Here is a 21747-nt window from a genome sequence, read left to right as displayed (position 1 = left end):
GAGCAGGTCTTCCCAGCCGTCCTCTAGAGTGCTTCCGTCCCCTGCACGCGCCGGCGGCGCGTGCCGACCCTGCCCCAGAGCCCGACCCCGGAGCGACCGTGACCGACTTGGCGTCCATGTCCCTGCAGCAGGAGATCGCCCGGGATCTCCAGGTGAGCGCGTCCTTCGACGTACAGCAGGAGATCGAGCGCCGGGTGGCCTTCCTCGCCGACCAGCTGACCTCCACGGGCCTGCGGTCGTTGGTGCTGGGCATCAGCGGCGGTGTGGACTCCACGACCGCGGGCCGGCTGTGCCAGCTCGCGGTCGAGCGGGTGCGTGCCGCCGGGCGGGAGGCGACCTTCTTCGCGATGCGGCTGCCGTACGGCACGCAGGCCGACGAGAAGGACGCGCAGCTGGCGCTGGAGTTCATCCGGCCCGACCGGGTCATGACCGTCGATGTGAAGTCCGCCGGCGACGCCGCCCTGGAGGCGGTGCTGGCCGGCGGCATGGTCTTCCGTGATGCCCACCACCAGGACTTCGTGCACGGCAACATCAAGGCCCGGCAGCGCATGATCGCCCAGTACGCGGTGGCGGGCGCGCACGAAGGCCTGGTCGTCGGCACCGACCACGCCGCCGAGGCGGTCTCCGGCTTCTTCACCAAGTTCGGCGACGGCGCGGCCGACGTGGTTCCGCTCACCGGCCTCACCAAGCGGCGCGTACGGGCCATGGCGCAGGCTCTGGGCGCGCCGCCCGCGCTGGTCCGCAAGACCCCGACCGCTGACCTGGAGACGCTGAACCCGGGCAGGCCCGACGAGGAGGCGCTCGGCGTCACCTACGACGAGATCGACGACCTCCTGGAAGGCAAGCCGGTCGGTGAGGCCGCCTTCGAGGCGATCGTCCGCCGCTACCGGCTCACCGAGCACAAGCGACAGCTGCCGATCGCCCCCTGAGCCGGTCCCTCGTCAACCGGGTCTCGCGCCGGACGCGGGTCCGGTCAGGTCACTGCTTCGACACGAGGCCGATGTCGAACTGTATGCCCACCTCGTCGCTCACCTTGAGCGCGCCGAGGAAGGCCGAGTAGGGCCGAATCCCCCAGCGGGACTGCACCATGGTCGCCGAGCCGCGAACCCGGTCCTCGGCCAGTGAGCCCTGCAGGGTGACAGGCTGGGTGGTCCCGGCGATGGTCAGGTCGCCTTCGACACGGAACGACTCCGCCGTCCCGTCGACCCGTGTCGAGCGGAACGTGATCGTCGGATGGCGCGCGGTGTGCAGGATCTTCTCTCGAATGATCTTCTTGATCTCCTCGCGATCGGAGTTCGTCAGCGGCTTGACGCCGCCGGATCCTTCCTGGACGTCGAGCGACTCGACGTCGGCCTCGACGGTCACGGAGCAGCCGGCCGGGTCGGTGGTGTCGATGGTCGCATCGCCGCGCCAGCGGGTGACCGCGATGGTGAGATCGTGGCCGGCCTTCGCGCCCAGCCCGCTACGCGTCGTCTTGATCAGGAGCCGCCCGGATTCAGGTCCGAGCGTGTAGCTACCTGCGGTAATGCTCACCCTGCCAGGCTAGCTCGGGTACGGCCGGCCCGGCAGGAGCACCGCGCGGCCGCCGCCGGCGACGAGCGGGACGATCACAGGAACGGGGAGCCGCCGCCTCGGCGGGCGGCCACCCGCGGCCCCGGCACTACGCGTCTTCTCGGGGGACGGCCATCTCGCCGAGCAATGACCAGTCCTGCTGATCCAGCTTCGCGTTCACGATCCGCGGCGTCTGCGCCAGGTAGCCGGGCAGCGTCCGCTGGGCCTTCCTGAAATGCTCCGACTGGACGTGCGCGGCGCCCGCGTCGTCGTCACGGAACGCCTCGACCAGGACGTACTCGGCAGGGTCCTCGATGCTGCGCGACCAGTCGAACCACAGGCAGCCGGGCTCGCCCCGGGTCGCCCTGGTGAACTCGTCCACGATCTCGGGCCACCGGTCGGCGTGCTCCGGCCGTACGCGGAACCTCGCGGTGATGAAGATCATTTGACACTCGCCCCCTTCAGCTGGAAACGCACGCGCTCAGGGACACGACACTAGCGCCCGCCCGGTCCTGCTTCGCGGATGCGGCGGGCACGTCGCGCGGTGACGTCGACCTGCTGGTCTCCTGCCGCGTCGGGAACGGCCTGGTCGACCGTGTGATCTTCACGCTCGGAGGCGGGGCGGAGCGGGCACTATACACCTAACCAAGCGCTTGCTACGCTCCGCCCATGACGCCCACCATCGTCTGGGGCACCGGCAACGTCGGCCGCGCGGCCATCCGCGCCGTCGAGGCCCACCCGGCGCTCAGCCTGTCGGCCGTACTCGTCCACAACCCCGGCAAGGTCGGCCGCGACGCGGGCGAACTCGGCGGCCTCGACCACGCGCTCGGCGTCGCCGCGACCGACGACGTCGAGGCGGTGCTGGCCACCCGCCCGCGCGCCGTGGTCTACGCGGCTTCCGGCGACATCCGCCCCGACGAGGCGCTGGCCGACATCGTCAGGGCGATCAGGACCGGAGCCGTGGTCGTCACCCCCTCGCTCTACGCGCTCTACGACCAGCGCAACGCCCCGCCGGAACTGCGGGAGCCGGTGCTGGCCGCCATCGCGGACGGCGGAGGCTCGCTGTTCGTCTCCGGCGTCGACCCCGGCTGGGGCAACGACGTGCTGCCCCTGCTGATCAGCGGGCTCGGCACCACGATCGACGCCGTCCGCTGCCAGGAGATCTTCGACTACTCCACCTACGACCAGCCCGACGCGGTCCGGTACATCGTCGGCATGGGCCAGCCGATGGACTACGAGCCGCCGATGATCGCGCCGACGGTGCCGACCATGGTGTGGGGCGGCCAGGTACGGCTGATGGCCAGGGCCCTCGGCGTCGAACTCGACGAGATCCGCGAAACCGTGGACCGGCGCCCGCTCGAGGCCACGGTGGGCACCAGCTCGATGGGCGAGTTCCAGGCCGGCACCCAGGGCGCGGTCCGCTTCGAGGTGCAGGGCGTCGTCGAGGGCGAGCCGCGCATCGTCATCGAGCACGTCACCCGCATCCACCCGTCCTGCGCGCCGGACTGGCCGTCGCCGCCCGACGGCGAGGGGGCGCACCGGGTCGTCATCGAGGGCCGCCCCCGCATCGAGGTCACGGTCGAGGCCACCGACGAGGGCGGCAACCGGTCGGCGGGCGGCAACGCCACCGCGGTCGGCCGGCTGGTGGGCGCCATCGACTGGCTCGTGAACGCGGAACCCGGGCTGTACGACGCGCTCGACGTCCCCCTGCGCCCGGCCGTCGGCAGACTCGGAAGGAAACGGCCATGAGAATCGACATCCCCGACGGCAAGGACGCGATCGAGTACGTGTGGGGCGAGATGGTCCCCGGCATCGGGGTCGCGGCCTCGAACTTCTCGCTGGCCGTCTACGCCCACACGACTCTCGGCCTGCGCGAGTTCGAGGCGGCGCGGCTGCGGATCGCGCAGATCAACGGCTGTGTCTTCTGTCTCGACTGGCGGACCGAGCGGGACGGGGAGAAGGTCGAGGCGGAGTTCGCCGACGCGGTGGCCCAGTGGCGTACCACCGACGCCTTCGACGATCGCACCCGGTTGGCCGCCGAGTACGCCGAGCGGTACGCGCTGGATCACCACGGCCTGGACGAGGAGTTCTGGACAAGGATGAGCGCGCATTACAGCCAGCTCGAGATCGTGGAGTTGAGCATGAGCATCGGCTCGTGGCTGGCGTTCGGCCGGCTCAACCGGGTGCTGGGCCTCGACACCGTGTGCAGGCTGCCCAGCGGCGCGTCGCCCCGCGCCGTACGTCCCTCTTGACCCGACAGCAGTGACTCCAGGCGCGACGAGATATGGACCGTTTTCTCGTTTTGCGAGAGTGAGGAGCACCGCATGAGGAGCAGACCCCCGACCACCACCGGCATCTCGCGTCGCGGCTTCATCGCCGGAACCGGATCCCTGCTGGGAGCCGCCGCCCTCGGCGGCCACGCCACCGCGGCCCGCGCGGCCGCCGTCCCCGCCTCCGCCCCGATCGCCTCGGGCGCGCACGTGCCCGCCCTGGTGATCGGCACCGGGTACGGCGGCGCCGTCGCCGCTCTCCGCCTCGCCCAGGCGGGCGTCGACGTCCACATGATCGAGATGGGCATGGCCTGGGACACCCCCGGCTCCGACGGCAAGATCTTCTGTAACACGCTTCAGCCCGACTACCGCTCCTACTGGCTGCGCACCAGGACCAAGGCGCCGCTCAACTACTTCCTGGGCTTCCCGATCGACAGGGACATCCCCCGCTACACCGGGATCCTGGACGCCGAGGACTTCAGCGGCATCACGGTCTACCAGGGACGCGGCGTCGGCGGCGGTTCCCTCGTCAACGGCGGCATGGCCGTCACTCCCCGGCGCGAGAACTTCGGCGCGGTCCTCCCGTCGGTGAACGCCGACGAGATGTACGACGTCTACTACCCGCGCGCCAACGCCGGACTCGGGGTCGGCACCGTGGATCCGGCCTGGTTCGAGGACACCCCCTACTACCAGTACGCCCGCGTCGGCCGCAAGCACGCCCAGCGGTCCGGCTTCCCGTTCGTCTTCGTGCCCGACGTGTACGACTGGGACTACATGGAACAGGAGGCCGCCGGTACGGTCACCAAGTCCGCGCTGGCCGGCGAGATCCTCTACGGCAACAACCACGGCAAGAAGTCGCTGCAGCGGACCTACCTCGCCCAGGCCAACGCCACGGGCAGGGTCGCCATCTCGGCGCTGCACAGGGTCACCTCGGTCGCCCCCGCCTCCGGCGGCGGCTACACGGTCGTCATCGAGCAGATCGACACCGGCGGCGAGACCACGGCCACCAAGACCGTGACCGCGGACCGGGTGTTCTTCGCCGCCGGCAGCGTCGGCACCAGCAAGCTGCTGGTCAAGCTGAAGGCCACCGGCGCGCTGCCCGGCCTGAACGACGAGGTCGGCAAGGGCTGGGGCGACAACGGCAACGTCATGTGCGGCCGCGCCAACCACCTGTGGGACCCGACCGGCAAGCTCCAGTCGACCATTCCCTGCAGCGGCATCGACAACTGGGCCGCCGGAGGCGCCTTCGCCGAGGTGGCGCCGCTGCCCACCGGAATCGAGACCTACGCCTCCTTCTACCTGTCGATCACCAAGAACCCGAACCGTGCCCAGTTCACCTGGAACGCCGCGACCGGCAAGGTGGACCTGAACTGGCAGACCGCCTGGAAGCAGCCGTCGATCACCATGGCCAAGACGATCTTCGACAAGATCAACGCGAAGGAGGGGACGATCTACCGGACCGATCTGTTCGGCATCTACAAGATCTGGGGCGACCACCTCACCTACCACCCGCTCGGCGGCGTGGTGCTGAACAAGGCCACCGACAACTACGGCCGCCTCGCCGGCTACCCCGGCTTGTACGTCATCGACGGCTCGCTGATCCCCGGCAACACCACCGTCAACCCGTTCGTCACCATCACGGCGCTGGCCGAACGCAACATCGACAAGATCATCGCCACTGACCTGTGACGCGTGCGCAGCCGGCCACGGGCGCGTGTGGCCGGCCCTCTCCCTGTCACAGCGCGCGCCCAGCAGCGGCCCGCCCAGCAGCGACCCGCCCAGCAGCGGCCCGCCCAGCAGTCGCCCGGCCAGTAGTCGCCCGGCCGGCAGCCGGTCCATCCGGCGCTCCTCGTCCAGCGGGCCGCCCAGCCCGGCCGGCGTCCAGCGGACCCGCCCCTGGTGGCCCCGCAGGCCGCGGTGTGCCCCCACGCCTGTCCGGACCAAGGACCATCTCGGCCGGCCCGATCGAGCGGAAGATCGGCGAGATCCTCCGGCGGCTACTGTTTCCGGGCCGTGATGATCATCTGGGTGCCGAAGAACTTCTTCTTCCACGCGATGGAGGCGAACCCGACTCGGCGAAGGATCGCGACGACCTGTTGCGGAGTCATGAACCCGAGTGTGGATTCCTGCAGGTATGCGTACGACTCGCGATCGCGGGCGATCATCTGGCCGAGCAGGGGGATCAGCACACGAACACCCAGAGTCACCGGGTAACGGAGTGGTCCTCGTGGCGGGCAGGTCTCCAGAATGACGACCCGGCCTCCGGGTTTGAGCACCCGGTATTGCTCTTGGAGCACGCGCTCGACATCCGCGACATTACGGAGGAGGTAGCCATGCGTGACGGCATCGAAGGACTCGTCGCCGAAGGGCAGATCGTTCGCATCCGCGTGCTGCCACCTGATGGCCGAGGCCCCCGGTTTGCGTGCCGCTTCCGTCAGCATCCGCTCGGAGAAATCGACGGCATGGATGGTCGCGTTCGGATACTTCTCCAGTGCGGCCAGAGCGATGACGCCGGTTCCGGTGGCGACATCGAGCACGCTTCCACCTGGAGGGACCTTCGTACTCACTGCGACGTCACGACACCAGGCGGCATGTCGCCCCAGCGTCATGAGGCGATTCATCCGGTCGTAGTAGTCCGTGATCCTGTTGAACGTTCGCTGGACCTCTTGGCCCTTGGACGGCGGCAGATCAGGCGATGGCATCTGTGCGCGGCTCCTCAGTCACCCCGCCACTCTGCCGGGGCGATCGCCGGCCGTCCTCCCCCGTGCGGGGGAGGACCTACCTCGCAGGGGGGATCACCGGTCGAGCGCGGTGGACGTCCCGTCCCGTTCACTCGTGACGGCCGCACGACTTCCGCAGGGGCGAGCAGTACGGCGGTGGCCGGGACGGTGGCAGCGCGGGCGCCGGCCGCCGGCCCGGGCGGCGAGATGAGGCCCAGTGGGGCGATCGTGCTGCGAGAGGGCGAGGCCGGCGGCGGTCGGCGCCGATGGTGGGCTGCGCTCAGGACACGAGGCCGAGCGAGGCGATGAGGTCGTGCATCTCGTCGCGGTGGACACTGGCCGGGTCGTGGATGGCGGTGCGGAGGTGCCCGTAGATCTCCAGGGCCATGAGCCCGTGCATGCGGCCCCACACCCTCAGCGTCATCGCGATGCCTGCCGGCGGCAGGTCCGGAAAGTCCTTCCGGACATGGGCTACCAGCTCCGGGTCGAAATCCGCCCAGTCGTAGGCGCCCTCCTCGGGTTGGCGCGCCTGGACCGTCGGCCAGGCGGCGGCGACGAGGCCGACGAGTCCGCTGCAGGCACGCGCCTCGGCTTGCCTGCCGGGGCCGTCGTCGGGCGGACGGTAGCCGGGCACGGGGTCGCCGTAGATCAGCCGGAAACCTTCGGGGTTGGCCAGCGCCCACTCCCGCATGGCTTGGGCCCAGGCCAGGATCCGGCCGCCCGGATCGGTCTCCGGCACCGCGTCGCGGGCGGCCTCGGCGGCGTCGACCGCCGAGGTGTAGACGTCGCCGATGAGCGTCGTGATCAGATCATCGCGGGTGGCGAAGTAGCTGTAGATCGCGCCGGCCGTCATGCCCATCTCGCGGGCGATCGCGCGTAGCGAGATGGCGTCCGGGCCGCCGTCCGCCATGAGCTTCATGGCGATCGCCTTGATCTCGGCGCTGGTCTGGGCACGTAGCCGGTCGCGGCGGCTCATCGTCTGGTCGCTCACGCTTGACAGTCTACTGGGTTGGATTAATCTACGTCGTGCGGCCAATTGAACGGCGTGTAGAAACAAGACGGCATGTAGAGAAAGCGACCCCGTCACGGCCGTCCTTGACCGTCGCCTGTGGCCTGATCGTCCTCAGGCCCACCCCGCAACCACAGCAAGCACCCACGTCGGAAGGAGCCAGCTGGTGAGCGCCATCGATGTGATCCGCGCCTACCTCGACATCTGGAACGAGCCGGACGCCGCCACCCGGATGACACTGATGAAGTCCGTCCTCACCGAGGACTCCCTCTACGCCGACCCCGACAACGCCGGCCTGCGTGGGCACGCCGAACTGTCCGAGGAGATCGGCCGCGTCCGGGAGAAGCTAGGCGACCTGAGGTTCACCCTCGACACCGTGGTCGGCGCCCACCACGACCGCGCGCTGTTCAGCTGGAAGCTCGGCACGGTCGCCACCGGCTACGACGTCGTCGAGTTCGCCGGTGGCCGCATCCGCAGCATCGTCGGGTTCTTCACATGAGGCGGCCCCGGTACGGCTGGACCGCCGCCTGGCCGCCTCGCCGCGACGACCGAGCGCCCAACCGGTCCGAGGACCACGTCACCGACATGTCCGGCCGAGCCGTCCGGACGGCCACGGCGACCACACCCGTCGCGGCGGACGCCGCATGAGACACGCAGGAGCACAAATGTCCCCCCGTTCCGCCGCACAAGCGCCGGTCACCGTCGTCGGCCTGGGACTGATGGGCCACGCGCTGGCCGAGGCCTTCCTGAAGAACGGTCACCCGACCACCGTCTGGAACCGCTCGGCGGACAAGGCTGACGATCTCGTCGCCAGGGGCGCCACCCTGGCCGGCTCGGTCAAGAGCGCGGTCGAGGCGAGCCCACTCGTCGTCGTCTGCGTCTCGGACTACGACGCCGTGCACCAGTTGCTGGACCCGGTCGGCGGCTCGCTCGCCGGCCGTACCCTCGTCAACCTGACCACGGCCAGTTCCACCCAAGCGCGCGAAACCGCCGCGTGGGCGGCCGAGAACGACAGCGCCTACCTCGACGGGGCGATCCTCGGCCTTCCCCAGGCCATCGGCACCGCCGAGGCCACGCTGTTGTACTCCGGCTCGAAGGCCGCCTTCGAGGAGCACCAGGCCACCCTGCAGGCGCTCGGCGAGACCGGGACCGTCTACCTCGATGAGGACCACGGCCTGTCTGCCCTGTACGACATGTCCGTCCTGAGCATCATGTGGGGGGTCCTGAACGGATTCCTGCAGGGTGCCGCGCTGCTGGGCACCGCGAACGTCAAGGCGACGACTTTCGCGGCCCTGGCCAACACCGCGATCAAGGTGACGACCGACTACGTTTCCGCGTACGCGCAGCAGATCGACGAGGGCGGCTACCCGGCCACCGACGCCACCGTCGCCGTCCACATGGGCGGGATGGAGCACCTGATCCAGGAGACCGAGGCCCTCGGTGTCAACTCCGAGTTGCCGAATCTCTTCCTGGCACTGGCCGAACGTGCGGCAGCCGACGGCCACGCCGACGACGGTTACGCGGCGCTGATCGAACAGTTCCGCAAGCCCTCCGTCTGACTTCCTCCTCACGACTGCACCACGGTGGTGCAGCCGAGTCGGTACCACTCAGGTGAGGCGTCGCCGGCGGTCAGCCGCGCCGGTGCCGCGGCAGCAGCAAGCTGACCACCGCGATGGCCAGGCCGAGCCCGGCCGCCATGAGGAAGACCAGGTCGTAGCCGGCGGCGAGGGCGGCGGCCGGCGAGCTCGCGTCGGTCTCCGACGCGGCTCGGGTGCCGGCGACCGTCGCGAGCACCGCCAGGCCGATCGACCCGCCTACCTGGCTGGCGGTGTTGGCCAGGCCGCCGATGATCCCCGCGTCGCCCTCGGGAACGTCGGCGGTCGCCGCGGCCATGAGGGTGGGGAAGGTCAGCCCGATGCCGACCGCGATGAGCAGCGTGGGCCCGAGCACGCTCGTGACGTAGCCGCTGTCGGCGTTGGCCAGGGAGAACCAGCCGAACCCGGTCAGGAAACAGGCGCTGCCGGCCAGCACCAGCGGGCGCACGCCGGTTCGCGGCAGCAGGGCGGCGGCCCATCGCGCGATCACCATGAACGTCACCGCCGCGGGTGTCTGCCCGAGCCCGGCTTGAAGCGCGCTGAAGCCGAGGACGTTCTGCAGGAAGAGCGAGGAAAAGTACCACATCGCGATGGCGATTCCGCCGAACAGCAGGAGCATGCCGTTGCCGACGGCCACTCCCCGGATCTTGAACAGTCGCAGGGGCACCATGGGCCGGCCGGCGAGACGCGCCTCCACCACGGTGAAGACGACGAGCAGGAGCAGGCCCGCCCCCACTGGCCCGACGACCAGCGGGGAGGTCCAGCCGTGATCGGCGCTCTGCATGACCCCGTAGATGAGCGCGGCCAGCCCGGCCGTCCCCGTGAGCGCGCCGGCCAGGTCGAGCGGTTCGCGCCGGCCGGTTCGCATGCCGGCCAGCGACATCACGGCCACGCCGATCAGCACCGCGCCGATCGGCACGTTGATGAGGAAGACCCACCGCCACGACAGTCCGGTTGTGATGGCGCCGCCCGCGACCGCGCCGGCCATCCCGCCCACACCGCCCGAGGCGGACCATGCGCCGAACGCCTTGGCCCGCGCGTGCGGCTCGGTGAAGGTGGTGTTGATCACGGCCAGTGTCGCCGGGGCCATCATGGCGGCTCCCATGCCCTGGACCACGCGGGCCGCCACCAGGATCTCCGGAGTGGTCGCCAGGCCGCCGGCCAGACTCGAGGCGGAGAACAACAACAGCCCGATGATCAGTATGCGGCGCGGGCCGAACAGGTCGGCGGCGCGGCCACCCAGCAACATGAAGCCGGCGAAAGTGAGCAGGTAGCCGTTGACCACCCAGGCCAGGCCGGTGGGCGTGAAGCCGAGTTCCTCGCGGATCGAGGGCAGGGCGACGTTGACGATGGACGCGTCCAGGATGACCATGAACTGGCAGGCGCATGCCAGCGACAGGATCAACCAGGCGAGGCCGGCGTGCGACCTGGCCCGCTGAGATGCGGTGCTGGTGCTTGTCATGACTTCCTCCTTGCCGATCCCGCCGCTCACGCGGTCCGGGAGGCTGCCGCGGCCAGGGGTGCGGGGGCGTTGCCGTCGGCATCGGTGACGCGACCGTCCTCCTGCAGCCGGATGGTGATCTGGGCCAACCGCCGCCCCTGGTACCTGGCCGCTTCGAGCGCCGCGGCGTCTGGGCCGTCTCCGGTCGGGCCGGTCACGTACGACGTGCCGTAGGGGTTGCCGCCGGCGGCGTACACGACCGGATCGGTGAAGCCGGGCGGGACGATCAGCGCACCCCAGTGGTAGAACACGTTGCCCAGCGACAAGATCGTGGCCTCGCTGCCGCCGTGGCGGTTGAACGCCGAGGTGAAGGCCGTCACCGGCTTGTCGGCCAGTTTCCCTTCCCGCCACAGCCCGCCGGCCTGGTCGATGAACTGCTTCAGCTGCGCGGCCGGCGCGCCGAACCGGGTCGGCGTCCCGAACGCGAACGCGTCGGCCCACGCCAGGTCCTCGACCGAGGCCTGGGTGATCGACGCGGCGGCGTCGGCGTGCTGCCGCCACAGCGGGTTCTGCTCGATCGCGCTGTCGGGCGCCAGCTCGGCGACCCGCCGCAGCCGCACCTCGGCTCCGGCCGAGGCGGCGCCCTCGGCGACGGCCTGCGCGAGTGCGTGCACAGTGCCTGTCGCGCTGTAGTAGATGACGGCGACCTTCACGGACATGTCGTCTCCCTCGATGTCGCATAGGATTAGTTATGCGGATAATGTTATCTGCATAACTAATCTGTCAAGGAGAGCCCATGGACTTCGAGCAAGCCGACACCCTCAACCAGGCCATCCGCCTGCTGAGCCTGCGCCACCGGGCCAGGGCCGCCGCACTGCTGGCCCCGCTCGGCCTGCACCCCGGCCAGGAGGCGCTCCTTCTCGAACTCGACCGGACCGGCCCGATGATCCAGGCGCAGCTCAGCGAGGCGCTCGGCTGCGAGCCGCCCAGCGTCACGCTCATGACGCGCAAGCTCGAAGCCGCCGGCCACATCCGCCGCGTACCCGCCCCCTCCGACAAGCGCGCCAGCATCGTCGAACTCACCGACAGCGGCAAGGCGCTGGCCGGACAGGTCAAGCAGCTGTGGTGCGCTCTGGCCGAGGAGACCGTGGCCGGCCTGCCCGCCCAAACGGTGGCAGACCTGCCCGGCATCCTCAGGACCTTGACCGGCAACGTGGACACCAGGCCGCCGGCACGGTCCGGTCGCGAGATCGCGACCAGGCGCGTTGCTCGGAGCATGGCGTTGACCGGCGACTACGAGCCGAGCTCGTCGGCGTGGGTCCGCGAGCACGTCGAGCAGATCATGCGCACCGGAACGACCGACGGCGTCACCATCCGTGGCCTGCCCACCGTGCTGATGACCTACCGAGGCGCCAAGACCGGCAAGGTCCGCAAGACGCCGCTGATGCGTGTCGAGCACGAGGGGCGCTACGCGGCCGTCGCGTCCAAGGGCGGCGCGCCGGCCAACCCGCAGTGGTACGCCAGCCTGGTCGTCGAGCCGGTCGTCGAGCTCCAGGACGGCACGGCGACCGGGGAGTACCGGGCGCGCGAGGTGTTCGGCGAGGAGAAGGCCCAATGGTGGCGCCGGGCGGTGGCCGCGTACCCGGACTACGCCGACTACCAGCGCAAGACCGACCGCCAGATCCCGGTATTCGTCCTCGAACCGGTCAGCGGGGATCACGCCGGCCGCACACTCGGTTGACCGAAGCGGCCCGGGCCCCGGCAGGTCATCGCCGCGGCCCGGGTCGCATTCGCTCTCTCAGCTTGTCTCGTCGGTCGAACCGACCAGCCGTCGCCTTCCGGTCGTGCCGCCCCGGAGGGCGACTACGCGCCGACCTGGAGAACGGCGGCGCCGGTCACCCGATCGGCCGCCAGGTCCGACAGGGCGCGGTCGGCCTCGTCGAGCCCGTAGGGGACGGTGGTGACGCGCAGCGGATGCCGGCTGGCGAACTCCAGCAGGGCGCGCCCGTCCTCGCGGGTGTTGGCGGTGACGCTGCGCAGCGTGCGCTCCTGGAACAGGTGGTCCTGGTAGACCAGCGGCGGGATGTCGGACAGGTGGATCCCGGCGACGGCCAGGGTGCCGCCGCGGTCCAGGGCCGCCAGCGCCACGGGCACCAGATCGCCGACCGGGGCGAACAGGATGGCGGCGTCCAGCGGCTCCGGGGGAGCGGCGTAGGCGGGACCCGCGGAGGTGGCGCCGAGCTCCAGGGCGAGCCGCCGGGCCGGCTCCGCGCGGGTCATCACGTGCACCGTGGCCCCCTGGGCGAGGGCGACCTGCGTGGTGAGGTGGGCGGAGGCGCCGAAGCCGTACACGCCGAGCCGCCCGCCCGGCGGCAGTTCGGCCCGTAGCAGCGCCCGGTAGCCGATGATGCCCGCGCACAGCAGCGGCGCGAGCGCGTCGGCGGGCTGGTCGCCGGGCAGCGGGTAGACGAAGTCCTGCGGCGCGACCAGGTACTCGGCGTAGCCGCCGTCGGCGTCCCAGCCGGTGTAGCGGGAGAACGGGCACAGGTTCTCCGCGCCGCGCGCGCAGTAGCGGCACGTGCCGCAGGTGGCCCGCAGCCACGCGACGCCCACGCGCGTGCCGTCGGCGAGCAGGTCGGCGCCAGGACCGCGGCCGGCGACCCGGCCGACCACCTCGTGCCCCGGGACCGTCCCGGGGCGGCGCGGCGGCAGGTCGCCTTCGGCCAGGTGCAGGTCGGTACGGCAGACGGCGCACACCTCGACCCGGATGAGCACCTCGCCCGCGGCCGGCTCGGGCACGGGCAGGCGTACCTTCTCCAGCGGCGCTTTCGCCATGGGGCCTGGACGCCGCACCACCCAGGCCGTCATCGTGCCGTCCATCTCCCCATGGTCACACGCGGCCGCCGCCGTTCACCCCTCGGTTCGCCCGGCTCCTGCCGTACTGAGCCCGGCGCCGCGACGGTCGGCGTGACGACGGCTGCGCCGCCGCCCCGGCCGCCGACCCGTGCCCCCGCCCGCCGAGCTGTTCGGGGATGAGGCGCCGCCGGCGCTCCCGGGCGGACTGGCGGCTGATCCCAGCGGCCTCGCCGAGCTGCGTGAGAATCATCCAGCGGAAGACGGCACGTATGGGGGTCACGACAGCACGCCTGTCGCCGGGAGACGGCGAGACTTCCTCCAGTGAGGGGGCGAGGTGGCGATTCACTACGTCGGGAATCTCGAGGACGGCACGAAGTTTGATTCCTCCCGCGATCGTGGGGCCCGTTCGTGACGCAGATCGGCGTCGGCAGAGTGATCAAGGGGTGGGACGAAGGCGTGCCCCAGCTGCCCGTCGGGGATTCTGACCTGCACACCCGGCTACGCGTACCGGCACCGGGACGTTTGCCGACAGGCCACGAGGTGGTCGGTCTCCTCGCGCCCGGCGACGGTTCCGTGGCGCCGGTCACCGGCACGGACCGAGCGCGGTGCGAAGAAGCTCGGGAACCTCCACCTCCGAGGCGGACGCCGCGAGGCCGACCGCGTCCGCCGACGTGCCGCTGCGCGTGTGGTTCAAGGGCCGCCGCACGCGGTACTGCCGAAGTACATTGGCCTCCGGGGGCGGCCCGGCCCCGGGGCGGTGTGGCGGCTGCCGCGCCACCTCGGGCGTTGTGAGCCGGCCTGGGCCACCGACCGGGGTGGTCGTCCCGGACGAATGGGGGAGGACATGCGATTTCTGGAGCGGGAACGCGCCACCGTGGCGAAGCTGCTGCCGGGGTTGGACGAGAGCCTGCGGGCGTTACCCCTCATGGAGCTGGAGGATCCGAGTAGCCCCGGCGTGCAGCTCTTCCGCGACGGCGGCGGCCCCGGGCTGCTGGTGCCGATCTCCCAGCAGGGGCGGGGCGCCACCGCCCTGGACGCCCTGCGGGTGCAGCGCGCACTGGGTAGCAGGACACCGTCGCTGGCCGTGGCCATCACCATGCACCACTTCTCGATGGCCACCCTGGTCGGTCTTGCCACCGCGCACGACGGTGGCGCGGAGTCGATGCTTGTCGAGGGGCTGGCTGCCGGCAACTATCTCGTGGCGTACGGCTTCGCCGAGGAGCGCCCCGACGCCGGCATCCTCTCCCCCTCGATGACCGCCACGGACGGGCCCGACGGGGTACTGATCAACGGGGTGACGCGCCCCTACAGTCTGGCCCGGTCGATGTACCTGCTCGCCGCCAGCGTCATGGTCTCCCGCTCGGACGGCGAGGGCGAGGAACTGGCGGTGGCGCTGGTGCCGGCGGAAAGCGAGGGTTTGACCGTCAGCGGGGCGGGGGCGGGGAGCGAGCAGGTCACTCTCGACGACGTACTGGTGGCGCCGGAGCTGCTGGTGCGGACCTCGGACCTCGACGGGCAGCTGGACGTACTGCTGACCGCGGGCTTCGCCTGGTTCCAACTGCTGATGACGGGCAGCTACCTCGGGGCCGCCAGCGCACTGGTCGAGCGGGTGCTGCTCGACAACCGGGTGCCCGAGTCCGAGCGGGTCCGGCTGCTGGTGGAGACCGAGGGCGCGATGTCGGCCGCGGAGGGCGTCGCCCGCCGGATCGACGACGGCGGCCCGGACGAGTCGACGCTCGCCGACTCGCTGTACGTCCGGTACTGCGTGCAGGACGCCCTCTCCCGGATGGTCCCGCGCGCGGTCGAACTGCTCGCCGACCTCGACTCCACGGGCTCCGATGAGGTCGGCTACCTCGCCACCTTCGCCAACGGGCTGGCCCTGCATCCGCCGGCACGCTCCCAGATGACCGGTCCGCTGGCGGCGTACCTGGTCGACGGGCCGCTCACCATCGCCTGACCCCAGGCGTCCGACAGCGCCTTCGGCCGCGCCCACCGGCTGCGGGTCATCGGCGTGCACCAGGGCCGCGAGCACCCCCTCACCCGGCCGCGCCGTGTCGATCAGCGTCTTCACGCGCGGGCCGGGCACCACATCCGCACGTACGCAGACCGCCGTGGCAGGGCTCGCCTCGGCCGTGGCCGCTCGGCTTCCTCCTGGTTCCCCACTCCGACCGACCGGCCTCGCGCTCAACGGCCGCAAGGGGCCGTACCGGATCCGGGTGCACCACGCCTGGTTCCCGTCGGACGGTCTCCAGGAGGGCGCCCAGCGGCCGCGGCGACAAGGTCGCCACCCACCGCGAACCGGCGAAGTGACGACTGCCTTCGGCCCCGGTCGCGGGGCCTGCCCTGGGCGGCTCTACAGAAGCTCAAGGGCCTTGGCCACGCCCGGGTCGTGCCCGGCGGCCAGGTCGAGGGCGGTCATGGGGGCGTGGTGGTCGACCGGCACGCCGATCGTGTCGATGATCTCGCGGGCGGGCCCGAGGTGCCTGAACCTGGGCAGGAGCAGGACGCTGCCGTCGTCGAGAAGGTACCCCTCGGCCGGACCTGAGACGGCTCCGGCGGTGCGGGTCCCGACGAGGGTGCCCAGTCCGTTGTCCTTGACGGCTGCGCTGAAGTCCTCGCAGGCCGAGGCGCAGGCGCGGTCGGTGAGGACGACCAGGCGCAGGCCCAGAAGCGGCACGGTGTCGTCGGTCCGGTTCGGGACGCAGTCGCCCTTGAGCGAGCAGAAGTAGCTGGTGACCTTGCCGTGCGCGAACGCGCTCAGCAGCCGCGTCACCTCCCGAGGTGACCCGCCGCCGTTGCCACGCAGATCGAGGACCACGGCCTTCGGCTTGTCCGGCAGCTTGGCGATGACCTGGTCGGCGGCGCCTTCGAAGAATCCGGGCAGGTGGACGTAGGCGACACCGCCGGGCAGCGGCCTGGAGGTCACCGTTGGGGGTTGTGGCGTGATGGGGCCCTGCCTGACTTCGACGGTGCGGGTCCGTCCCGTCGTGGGGCGCCTGAGCGTGAGCCGTACCGTGCTGGAGGTGAAGGCGTCGATGATGCCCTGGTTCGGGGTGTCCCCGACGAACGCCGGCACGCCGTTGACCTTGACCACGATGTCGCCGGGTCTGATGCCGGCCTTGGCGGCGGGGCTGCCGGGCAGCACGCGGGTGATGTACAGCGGCGGCCGGGCGGCGGGGTCGAGCCGCGGTCCCTGCAGGGCCGACAGGCCCACGATGCCCGTTCCTGCCGGCCCGCCCGGCGGCGGCGGGGCTGGCCTGATCCAGCGGGCGTGGTTGTCGTGCAGGCCGGCGACCATGCCGGTGATCGCGGCGCGTAGCGCGGCAGGCTCGCCCGTGCCGAGCACCTTGGCGACGGCGTCCCAGTCGGTGTCGCGGTTGCCTGTCAGGGCGGGCAGCCGGAGGTCCGCCCGGTCGGCGCCGTGCCGCATCAGGTCCTGGGTGTAGGCGGCGAAGGCGCTCTTCAACAGCGCCTTCGGATCCATGGCCGGGCCGCTGTAGTAGTTGTCCAGCACGCAGAAGTAGGCCTGCCGGAGCGTGTTCACCGACGTCGGCGGCGCCGGCGCCGGTGGTGGTGCGGTGATGGCGGCGCAGCCGGCGGCCGGCGTGGACGTCGGCGCCGGCCGGGCGACCGGGACCGGCAGGGCCAGTTGGGCGACCGGGGGCGGCGGGGCGGCCGGGGCCGGCGCGGACATCGAGCAGGCCGTCAGCAGGATGGCGGAGCAAAGGACTCTGATCACGAGCCCAAGGTGGCCGAAGGCGGGTTACGCCGCGGTGAACGGAACGGTTAACGCCGCTGTAACCGGATCGCGGGTATGTAGGGCGGCATGCATCCGGGGCCCGATTGAGTCCCGGCTGGCCGAGCTGGAGAAGTCAGCTCAGCGTGGCCGCCTTGCGCAGCAGCACCGAGCGTTCGCGCTGGTTGGCGCACAGCCGGGCCGCCAGCTCCAGCCACCGGCGAAGGTGCGACCCGGCCAAGTGCCTCGTAGAGCACCACGATCCGGTCCCAGTCGGTCGCCTCGATCGAGGTCGGGTTCGAATTCCTGCCGCCGCTCGCTGGGCATTGGTTTCACTACTCTGTGGTACTGTATAGTGGTACTCGGTACTACAAAGTACCAGGAGACCGAAGAGGACCCACGATGGACGACCTGACGGAGATGCTGAAGGGCACGCTTGAGGGCTGCGTGCTGGAAATCATCGGCAGCGAGGAGACCTACGGGTACGCCATCACGCGTCGGCTGAACGAACTCGGCTTCACCGACGTCGTCGAGGGGACGGTGTACACCATCTTGCTGCGGCTGGAGAAGAACGGGCTCGTCCAGGTGACGAAACGACCCTCCGGGATGGGCCCGCCGCGCAAGTTCTACGCGCTCAACGACGCGGGGCGCGAAGAACTCGTGAGGTTCTGGGCCAAATGGGAGTACGTCTCCTCGCGGATCGACAAGCTCAAGGAGGGCGGCAGATGAACTTCTGGGAGACCGTGACAGGCGGCGATCTCACCAGGGAGTGGAAGGCGTTCGAAGCCCGGGCCGCGGCATTGCCGGCCGACTACCGGGCGGCGTGGGAGAAGATCAAGGGTCACCTCTTTCCCTACGCGGACTTCACCGGCCGCAACCTGATGCCGATTCTCGACAATGCTCTGGGGCTGCTCGAAGAGACAGCCTCCGATGGGCAGAGCGTTCACGAGGTGCTGGGTGACGACATCGAGGGCTTCTGCGCGGCGCTGGCCGGCGGAGAAGGGGCTCGGAGCCATCGCGACCGGTGGCGCGAGCAGTTGAACAGGAACGTCGCAAGGAAACTGGGCCGGCTGGGAGGCTGACGTGGGCATCCAGGACATCATCGAGGGCAAGAAGCAGTGGCGGGCGCACACGGCCCGGGTCAAGGCGCTCCCGCCGGACTACCAGATCGTCTACAAGGAGATTCAGAGGTACCTCTTCAAGGTCGGACCGATCGACTTGCCTGACGGGTCCCTGCTCTCAGGGATCGTCGATTTCTTCGAGGAGGGCGTCGCGGCCGGCAAGGGAGTCCTGGAACTCATCGGCAACGACGTCGCTGCCTTCTGCGACGACCTGGTCAAGGACTCGCGCACCTACGCGGACATCTATCAGGAGTCCATCAGCGGGCAACCCGGCACGGCCGGGAAGTAACACCCGTCGCCGACCAAGGCGCCGGCGGGCGCTGGGCTGTGCAGCAGAGCGGTAGGACCGGGTAACTGCTGAAGCCGGGCCTTGGCCGGCGCCGGAGGGGCGATCGTGGAGCTCGAGCAGCCCGATGGCCACTTGCGCGTCTTCTGCGAGTAGGCGCCGTTCCGTTGGACGGACCCCAGAGGTGCTGGGGGGCGCCTGAACACCCTCCCGAGGCCGCGCCTGCCGTAGCAGCGCGCGGCGAACGGGACCCCGATCCGTGAAGACGTCGGGGAGGATCCTCCGAACCCCCATCGGGGAGGCGTGCCAGGCCGGCGGATGTCCCGGCGGTGAGTAGGCCTGCTGCTGCGGTGCCGTGTCAGCACGGCAACGGCCTCGTGTCAGCGCTTTCGGTGATGGTGGACGCCATGAACCGTTCAGTGATTGCGCACTCGTGGTCGCGGGCGCTCCCGCCTCGTCCGCGACGAACGAACTCTCCGGTGGGCCGACGGAGCCCGTCTTGGCCTGAGGGATGACGGACTCGCTCCACGCTTCTTGCTCTCAGCTATTCGGTATTGCTAGGTACCAGTAGTGAGTGTTACTTTGTACCGGTAGTCAGTGTCACGAAGTAGCCGAAAGGGGAGGTGTCCCATGGGCAAGCTCGTGACGGAGATGCTCAAGGGAACGCTGGAGGGCATCGTCCTGGCGATCCTGTCCGGCCGGCCCGCGTACGGCTACGAGATCACGGCGTGGCTGCGAGAGCAGGGCTTCTCCGGCATCGCCGAGGGCACCATCTACGCGCTGCTGGTCAGGATCGAGCAACGCGGCCTGGTCGACGTGGAGAAGGTCCCGTCGGAGAAGGGGCCGCCGCGCAAGGTGTACTCCCTCAACGCTCAGGGACGGGAGTACCTCGAAGAGTTCCGGCGGACCTGGAGCTTCCTGGCCGACCGGCTCGAACAGCTCCACGAGGGAGGCAAGCAGACATGACGACAGGACCAAACGAGCCGAAGAGCCGCTACCTGCAGTACCTGGAGATCGTCACCGGGTCGCTGGAGGAGAAGAAGCGCTACCGGCAGTACAAGGCACGCATCAAGCAGCTTCCCGAGAACTACCGCATCGCGGTCGAAGCGCTGGAGCGGTATCTGATGCACTTCGGGCCGGCCGACGGCGCGGGTGCGATGGCGATGTACGACGACCTTGCCGAGCTGTTCGAGCAGGGCGCGGCGGACGGCACCCCGATCCGCGACATCTTCGGCGCGGACCCGGTGGAGTTCGTCGAGGCGTTCGTGGCCAACTACCCCCTCGGCCAGTACAGGACCCGGGAGCGCAACCGCTTCACCAGCGCCATCGAGCGCGCCGCCGGCGAGAACACCACGACAAAGGACAGGACGGACTGATGACGACACAGCAAGCTGCGGCGATCCAGGTGCAGGGCCTGGAGAAGGCGTACAAGGAGCTGCGGGTGCTGCGCGGCGTGGACTTCACCGTGGCGCGAGGCAGCATCTTCGCCCTGCTCGGCTCCAACGGGGCGGGCAAGACCACGGCCGTGAAGATCCTGTCCACGCTGCTCAAGGCTGACGCGGGGACGGCACGGGTGAACGGCTTCGACGTCGCCACGCAGGCCACGGACGTACGTGAATCGATCAGCCTCACGGGGCAGTTCGCCGCCGTCGACGAGATCCTCAGCGGGCGGGAGAACCTCGTGCTGGTCGCCCGGCTGCGGCATCTCAAGGATCCGGGCGTGATCGCGGATGAGCTGCTCGCCCGCTTCTCGCTCACCGACGCGGGCGGACGGAAGGTCGCGACGTACTCCGGCGGCATGCGCCGCCGCCTGGACATCGCGATGAGCCTCATCGGGAACCCGCCGGTCATCTTCCTCGACGAGCCGACCACCGGCCTCGACCCGCAGGCCCGCATCGAGGTCTGGCAGGCCGTCAAGGAACTCGCCGGCCGCGGCACAACGGTGCTGCTCACCACGCAGTACCTGGACGAGGCCGAACAGCTCGCCGACCGGATCGCGATCCTCCACGAGGGCCGGATCATCGTCAACGGCACCCTGGCCGAGCTCAAGCAACTGCTCCCGCCCGCCAAGGTCGAATACGTCGAAAAGCAGCCGACCCTCGAGGACGTCTTCCTCACCCTCGTCGGCACGAAGGCATAAGGAACAACGATGAGCAAGCACTTCTTCACCGACACCGCCGTCCTGCTGGGACGGTCCCTGCGCCACATCACGCGCAGCCCGGACACCATCATCACGACCGCGATCATGCCGATCGCCATGATGCTGATGTTCGTCTACGTGTTCGGCGGCGCGATCAGGACAGGATCGGATTCGTATGTGAATTACATGCTGCCCGGCATCCTGCTCATCACGGTCGCCTCGGGCATCGCCTATACCGCGTACCGGCTGTTCATGGACATGAAGGGCGGTATCTTCGAGCGCTTCCAGTCCATGCCGACCGCGCGGTCGTCGGTGCTGTGGGCGCACGTGCTGACCTCGCTGGTCGCCAACCTGATCTCGCTCGTGGTCGTGATGCTCGTGGCCCTGCTCATGGGCTTCCGCTCCTCGGCGGGAGTGCTGGCGTGGCTGTCGGTGGCGGGCATCCTGATCCTGTTCACCCTGGCGTTGACCTGGATCGCCGTCATCCCCGGCCTGTCCGCCAAGACCATGGAAGGCGCGAGCGCGTTCTCCTACCCGCTCATCTTCCTGCCGTTCCTCAGCTCGGCCTTCGTGCCCACCGGCACCATGCCCGGCCCGGTGCGCGTCTTCGCCGAGAACCAGCCGGTGACCTCCATCGTCAACGCCATCCGCGCCCTGTTCACCCAGCAGCCGGTCGGCACCGACATCTGGATCGCCCTGGCCTGGTGCGTCGGCATCCTCATCGTCGCGTACGGCTTCGCCATGAACACCTACCGCCGCAAGATCTCCTAGGGCGGATGACGAACGACCTCCACCGTGGGCCGGAGCATGTGGCTCGGCCTCCATTCCCTGCACGCATCCTTCGAGCTCCACACGACACATACCATCGCGAACCCAGGAAAGATCATGACTGAATCCCTCCACACTGTCAGCACGATGCCGACGGCACGTCAGCCCGGCTGTCCCTTCGACCCGCCCAAGGAGCTGATCGAGGCGCGCGAGCACGGTCCGATCAGCCGCTTCCCCTTCCCCGACGGGCACGA

The 21747-nt window shown here is 70.1% G+C and carries 24 protein-coding genes; 16 read left to right on the top strand and 8 right to left on the bottom strand.

The features are described 5' to 3' along the window. The first annotated feature begins 116 nt into the window (after positions 1-116). Positions 117-929: an ammonia-dependent NAD(+) synthetase gene (nadE, locus tag ACWDLG_RS42645; RefSeq protein WP_354921561.1), complete on the top strand. Its 813-nt coding sequence runs from the start codon at positions 117-119 to the stop codon at positions 927-929. Between the two features lie 49 nt (positions 930-978). On the opposite strand, the gene ACWDLG_RS42640 is transcribed toward nadE, so the two are convergent. Both ACWDLG_RS42640 and ACWDLG_RS42635 read right to left on the bottom strand, forming a co-directional pair. Then, on the bottom strand, positions 979-1533 hold the full coding sequence (locus ACWDLG_RS42640; protein WP_449930997.1) for a YceI family protein: 555 nt from the start codon (positions 1531-1533) through the stop codon (positions 979-981). Between the two features lie 127 nt (positions 1534-1660). Then, positions 1661-1996 carry a putative quinol monooxygenase gene (locus ACWDLG_RS42635; protein WP_449930995.1) on the bottom strand — a complete coding sequence of 112 codons (336 nt, stop codon included), beginning with the start codon at positions 1994-1996 and terminating at the stop codon, positions 1661-1663. Between the two features lie 224 nt (positions 1997-2220). On the opposite strand from ACWDLG_RS42635, the gene ACWDLG_RS42630 reads away from it, so the two are divergent. The 3 genes from ACWDLG_RS42630 to ACWDLG_RS42620 all read left to right on the top strand — a co-directional run bounded on the left by ACWDLG_RS42630 (position 2221) and on the right by ACWDLG_RS42620 (position 5510). Further along, a complete protein-coding gene (locus tag ACWDLG_RS42630) occupies positions 2221-3300 on the top strand; it encodes an NAD(P)H-dependent amine dehydrogenase family protein (protein WP_449930993.1) in 1080 nt (359 codons plus the stop codon). Next, entirely contained in the window at positions 3297-3803 is a 507-nt protein-coding gene (locus tag ACWDLG_RS42625; RefSeq protein WP_449930991.1) for a carboxymuconolactone decarboxylase family protein, read from the top strand. Before ACWDLG_RS42630 ends, ACWDLG_RS42625 begins: the two co-directional genes overlap by 4 nt. A gap of 72 nt (positions 3804-3875) precedes the next feature. Beyond that, the gene (locus tag ACWDLG_RS42620; RefSeq protein WP_449930989.1) at positions 3876-5510 is read left to right on the top strand and encodes a GMC oxidoreductase; all 1635 of its coding nucleotides are present in this window, start codon (positions 3876-3878) and stop codon (positions 5508-5510) included. A 308-nt stretch (positions 5511-5818) separates the two neighbouring features. Here ACWDLG_RS42620 and ACWDLG_RS42615 read toward each other — a convergent pair whose 3' ends face one another. Further along, entirely contained in the window at positions 5819-6523 is a 705-nt protein-coding gene (locus ACWDLG_RS42615) for a ubiquinone/menaquinone biosynthesis methyltransferase (RefSeq protein WP_449930987.1), read from the bottom strand. Between the two features lie 298 nt (positions 6524-6821). Then, a complete protein-coding gene (locus ACWDLG_RS42610; protein ID WP_449930985.1) occupies positions 6822-7532 on the bottom strand; it encodes a TetR/AcrR family transcriptional regulator in 711 nt (236 codons plus the stop codon). Between the two features lie 184 nt (positions 7533-7716). On the opposite strand from ACWDLG_RS42610, the gene ACWDLG_RS42605 reads away from it, so the two are divergent. Together ACWDLG_RS42605 and ACWDLG_RS42600 are read left to right on the top strand one after the other, a co-directional pair. Beyond that, positions 7717-8049, top strand: a complete 333-nt coding sequence (locus ACWDLG_RS42605) for a nuclear transport factor 2 family protein (RefSeq protein ID WP_449930983.1) — start codon at positions 7717-7719, stop codon at positions 8047-8049. Between the two features lie 166 nt (positions 8050-8215). Next, the gene (locus tag ACWDLG_RS42600) at positions 8216-9109 is read left to right on the top strand and encodes an NAD(P)-dependent oxidoreductase (protein ID WP_449930981.1); all 894 of its coding nucleotides are present in this window, start codon (positions 8216-8218) and stop codon (positions 9107-9109) included. A 70-nt stretch (positions 9110-9179) separates the two neighbouring features. Here the strand turns inward: ACWDLG_RS42600 and ACWDLG_RS42595 are convergent, their stop codons facing one another. After that, positions 9180-10607, bottom strand: a complete 1428-nt coding sequence (locus tag ACWDLG_RS42595; protein ID WP_449930979.1) for an MFS transporter — start codon at positions 10605-10607, stop codon at positions 9180-9182. 26 nt (positions 10608-10633) lie between these two features. After that, positions 10634-11305: an NAD(P)H:quinone oxidoreductase gene (gene wrbA, locus ACWDLG_RS42590; protein WP_354921399.1), complete on the bottom strand. Its 672-nt coding sequence runs from the start codon at positions 11303-11305 to the stop codon at positions 10634-10636. 77 nt (positions 11306-11382) lie between these two features. Between wrbA and ACWDLG_RS42585 the strand changes: the two genes are divergently transcribed. Further along, on the top strand, positions 11383-12327 hold the full coding sequence (locus ACWDLG_RS42585; RefSeq protein WP_449930976.1) for a nitroreductase/quinone reductase family protein: 945 nt from the start codon (positions 11383-11385) through the stop codon (positions 12325-12327). A 122-nt stretch (positions 12328-12449) separates the two neighbouring features. Here the strand turns inward: ACWDLG_RS42585 and ACWDLG_RS42580 are convergent, their stop codons facing one another. After that, positions 12450-13466, bottom strand: coding sequence for a zinc-binding alcohol dehydrogenase family protein (locus ACWDLG_RS42580; RefSeq protein WP_449930974.1), 1017 nt, complete (start codon positions 13464-13466; stop codon positions 12450-12452). Positions 13467-13776: 310 nt separating this feature from the next. Between ACWDLG_RS42580 and ACWDLG_RS42575 the strand changes: the two genes are divergently transcribed. Beyond that, entirely contained in the window at positions 13777-13854 is a 78-nt protein-coding gene (locus tag ACWDLG_RS42575; RefSeq protein ID WP_449931080.1) for an FKBP-type peptidyl-prolyl cis-trans isomerase, read from the top strand. 432 nt (positions 13855-14286) lie between these two features. Then, complete coding sequence (locus ACWDLG_RS42570) at positions 14287-15399, top strand: hypothetical protein (RefSeq protein WP_449930972.1); 1113 nt, start codon at positions 14287-14289, stop codon at positions 15397-15399. A gap of 396 nt (positions 15400-15795) precedes the next feature. Here ACWDLG_RS42570 and ACWDLG_RS42565 read toward each other — a convergent pair whose 3' ends face one another. After that, on the bottom strand, positions 15796-17181 hold the full coding sequence (locus ACWDLG_RS42565) for a S41 family peptidase (protein ID WP_449930970.1): 1386 nt from the start codon (positions 17179-17181) through the stop codon (positions 15796-15798). A gap of 399 nt (positions 17182-17580) precedes the next feature. On the opposite strand from ACWDLG_RS42565, the gene ACWDLG_RS42560 reads away from it, so the two are divergent. The 7 genes from ACWDLG_RS42560 (at position 17581) to ACWDLG_RS42530 (ending at position 21496) form a co-directional block, all read left to right on the top strand. Continuing rightward, positions 17581-17907: a PadR family transcriptional regulator gene (locus ACWDLG_RS42560; RefSeq protein WP_449930968.1), complete on the top strand. Its 327-nt coding sequence runs from the start codon at positions 17581-17583 to the stop codon at positions 17905-17907. Beyond that, on the top strand, positions 17904-18260 hold the full coding sequence (locus tag ACWDLG_RS42555; RefSeq protein WP_449930966.1) for a DUF1048 domain-containing protein: 357 nt from the start codon (positions 17904-17906) through the stop codon (positions 18258-18260). The genes ACWDLG_RS42560 and ACWDLG_RS42555 overlap by 4 nt, the downstream gene beginning before the upstream one ends. 1 nt (position 18261) lies before the next feature. Then, positions 18262-18588: a DUF1048 domain-containing protein gene (locus tag ACWDLG_RS42550; RefSeq protein WP_449930964.1), complete on the top strand. Its 327-nt coding sequence runs from the start codon at positions 18262-18264 to the stop codon at positions 18586-18588. 627 nt (positions 18589-19215) lie between these two features. Beyond that, positions 19216-19551, top strand: a complete 336-nt coding sequence (locus ACWDLG_RS42545; protein ID WP_449930962.1) for a PadR family transcriptional regulator — start codon at positions 19216-19218, stop codon at positions 19549-19551. Beyond that, complete coding sequence (locus ACWDLG_RS42540; protein ID WP_449930960.1) at positions 19548-19961, top strand: DUF1048 domain-containing protein; 414 nt, start codon at positions 19548-19550, stop codon at positions 19959-19961. Before ACWDLG_RS42545 ends, ACWDLG_RS42540 begins: the two co-directional genes overlap by 4 nt. After that, positions 19961-20725 (top strand): ABC transporter ATP-binding protein, encoded by a 765-nt coding sequence (locus ACWDLG_RS42535; RefSeq protein WP_449930958.1) that lies wholly within the window; start codon positions 19961-19963, stop codon positions 20723-20725. Before ACWDLG_RS42540 ends, ACWDLG_RS42535 begins: the two co-directional genes overlap by 1 nt. 9 nt (positions 20726-20734) lie before the next feature. Further along, positions 20735-21496 carry an ABC transporter permease gene (locus tag ACWDLG_RS42530; RefSeq protein ID WP_449930956.1) on the top strand — a complete coding sequence of 254 codons (762 nt, stop codon included), beginning with the start codon at positions 20735-20737 and terminating at the stop codon, positions 21494-21496. Positions 21497-21747: the final 251 nt, after the last annotated feature.

The organism is Nonomuraea sp. NPDC003727, assembly GCF_053586935.1.
The sequence above is the reverse complement of the archived record's forward strand: the minus strand, read 5'-3'. Positions and strand labels throughout refer to the sequence as shown.

Coding starts and splice junctions, on each gene's coding strand:
- nadE (WP_354921561.1), top strand. CDS start 117: ATGTCCCTGCAGCAGGAGATCGCCCGGGATCTCCAGGTGAGCGCGTCC.
- ACWDLG_RS42635 (WP_449930995.1), bottom strand. CDS start 1,996: ATGATCTTCATCACCGCGAGGTTCCGCGTACGGCCGGAGCACGCCGAC.
- ACWDLG_RS42630 (WP_449930993.1), top strand. CDS start 2,221: ATGACGCCCACCATCGTCTGGGGCACCGGCAACGTCGGCCGCGCGGCC.
- ACWDLG_RS42625 (WP_449930991.1), top strand. CDS start 3,297: ATGAGAATCGACATCCCCGACGGCAAGGACGCGATCGAGTACGTGTGG.
- ACWDLG_RS42620 (WP_449930989.1), top strand. CDS start 3,876: ATGAGGAGCAGACCCCCGACCACCACCGGCATCTCGCGTCGCGGCTTC.
- ACWDLG_RS42615 (WP_449930987.1), bottom strand. CDS start 6,523: ATGCCATCGCCTGATCTGCCGCCGTCCAAGGGCCAAGAGGTCCAGCGA.
- ACWDLG_RS42600 (WP_449930981.1), top strand. CDS start 8,216: ATGTCCCCCCGTTCCGCCGCACAAGCGCCGGTCACCGTCGTCGGCCTG.
- ACWDLG_RS42595 (WP_449930979.1), bottom strand. CDS start 10,607: ATGACAAGCACCAGCACCGCATCTCAGCGGGCCAGGTCGCACGCCGGC.
- wrbA (WP_354921399.1), bottom strand. CDS start 11,305: ATGTCCGTGAAGGTCGCCGTCATCTACTACAGCGCGACAGGCACTGTG.
- ACWDLG_RS42585 (WP_449930976.1), top strand. CDS start 11,383: ATGGACTTCGAGCAAGCCGACACCCTCAACCAGGCCATCCGCCTGCTG.
- ACWDLG_RS42580 (WP_449930974.1), bottom strand. CDS start 13,466: ATGGACGGCACGATGACGGCCTGGGTGGTGCGGCGTCCAGGCCCCATG.
- ACWDLG_RS42570 (WP_449930972.1), top strand. CDS start 14,287: ATGCGATTTCTGGAGCGGGAACGCGCCACCGTGGCGAAGCTGCTGCCG.
- ACWDLG_RS42560 (WP_449930968.1), top strand. CDS start 17,581: ATGGACGACCTGACGGAGATGCTGAAGGGCACGCTTGAGGGCTGCGTG.
- ACWDLG_RS42555 (WP_449930966.1), top strand. CDS start 17,904: ATGAACTTCTGGGAGACCGTGACAGGCGGCGATCTCACCAGGGAGTGG.
- ACWDLG_RS42545 (WP_449930962.1), top strand. CDS start 19,216: ATGGGCAAGCTCGTGACGGAGATGCTCAAGGGAACGCTGGAGGGCATC.
- ACWDLG_RS42540 (WP_449930960.1), top strand. CDS start 19,548: ATGACGACAGGACCAAACGAGCCGAAGAGCCGCTACCTGCAGTACCTG.
- ACWDLG_RS42535 (WP_449930958.1), top strand. CDS start 19,961: ATGACGACACAGCAAGCTGCGGCGATCCAGGTGCAGGGCCTGGAGAAG.
- ACWDLG_RS42530 (WP_449930956.1), top strand. CDS start 20,735: ATGAGCAAGCACTTCTTCACCGACACCGCCGTCCTGCTGGGACGGTCC.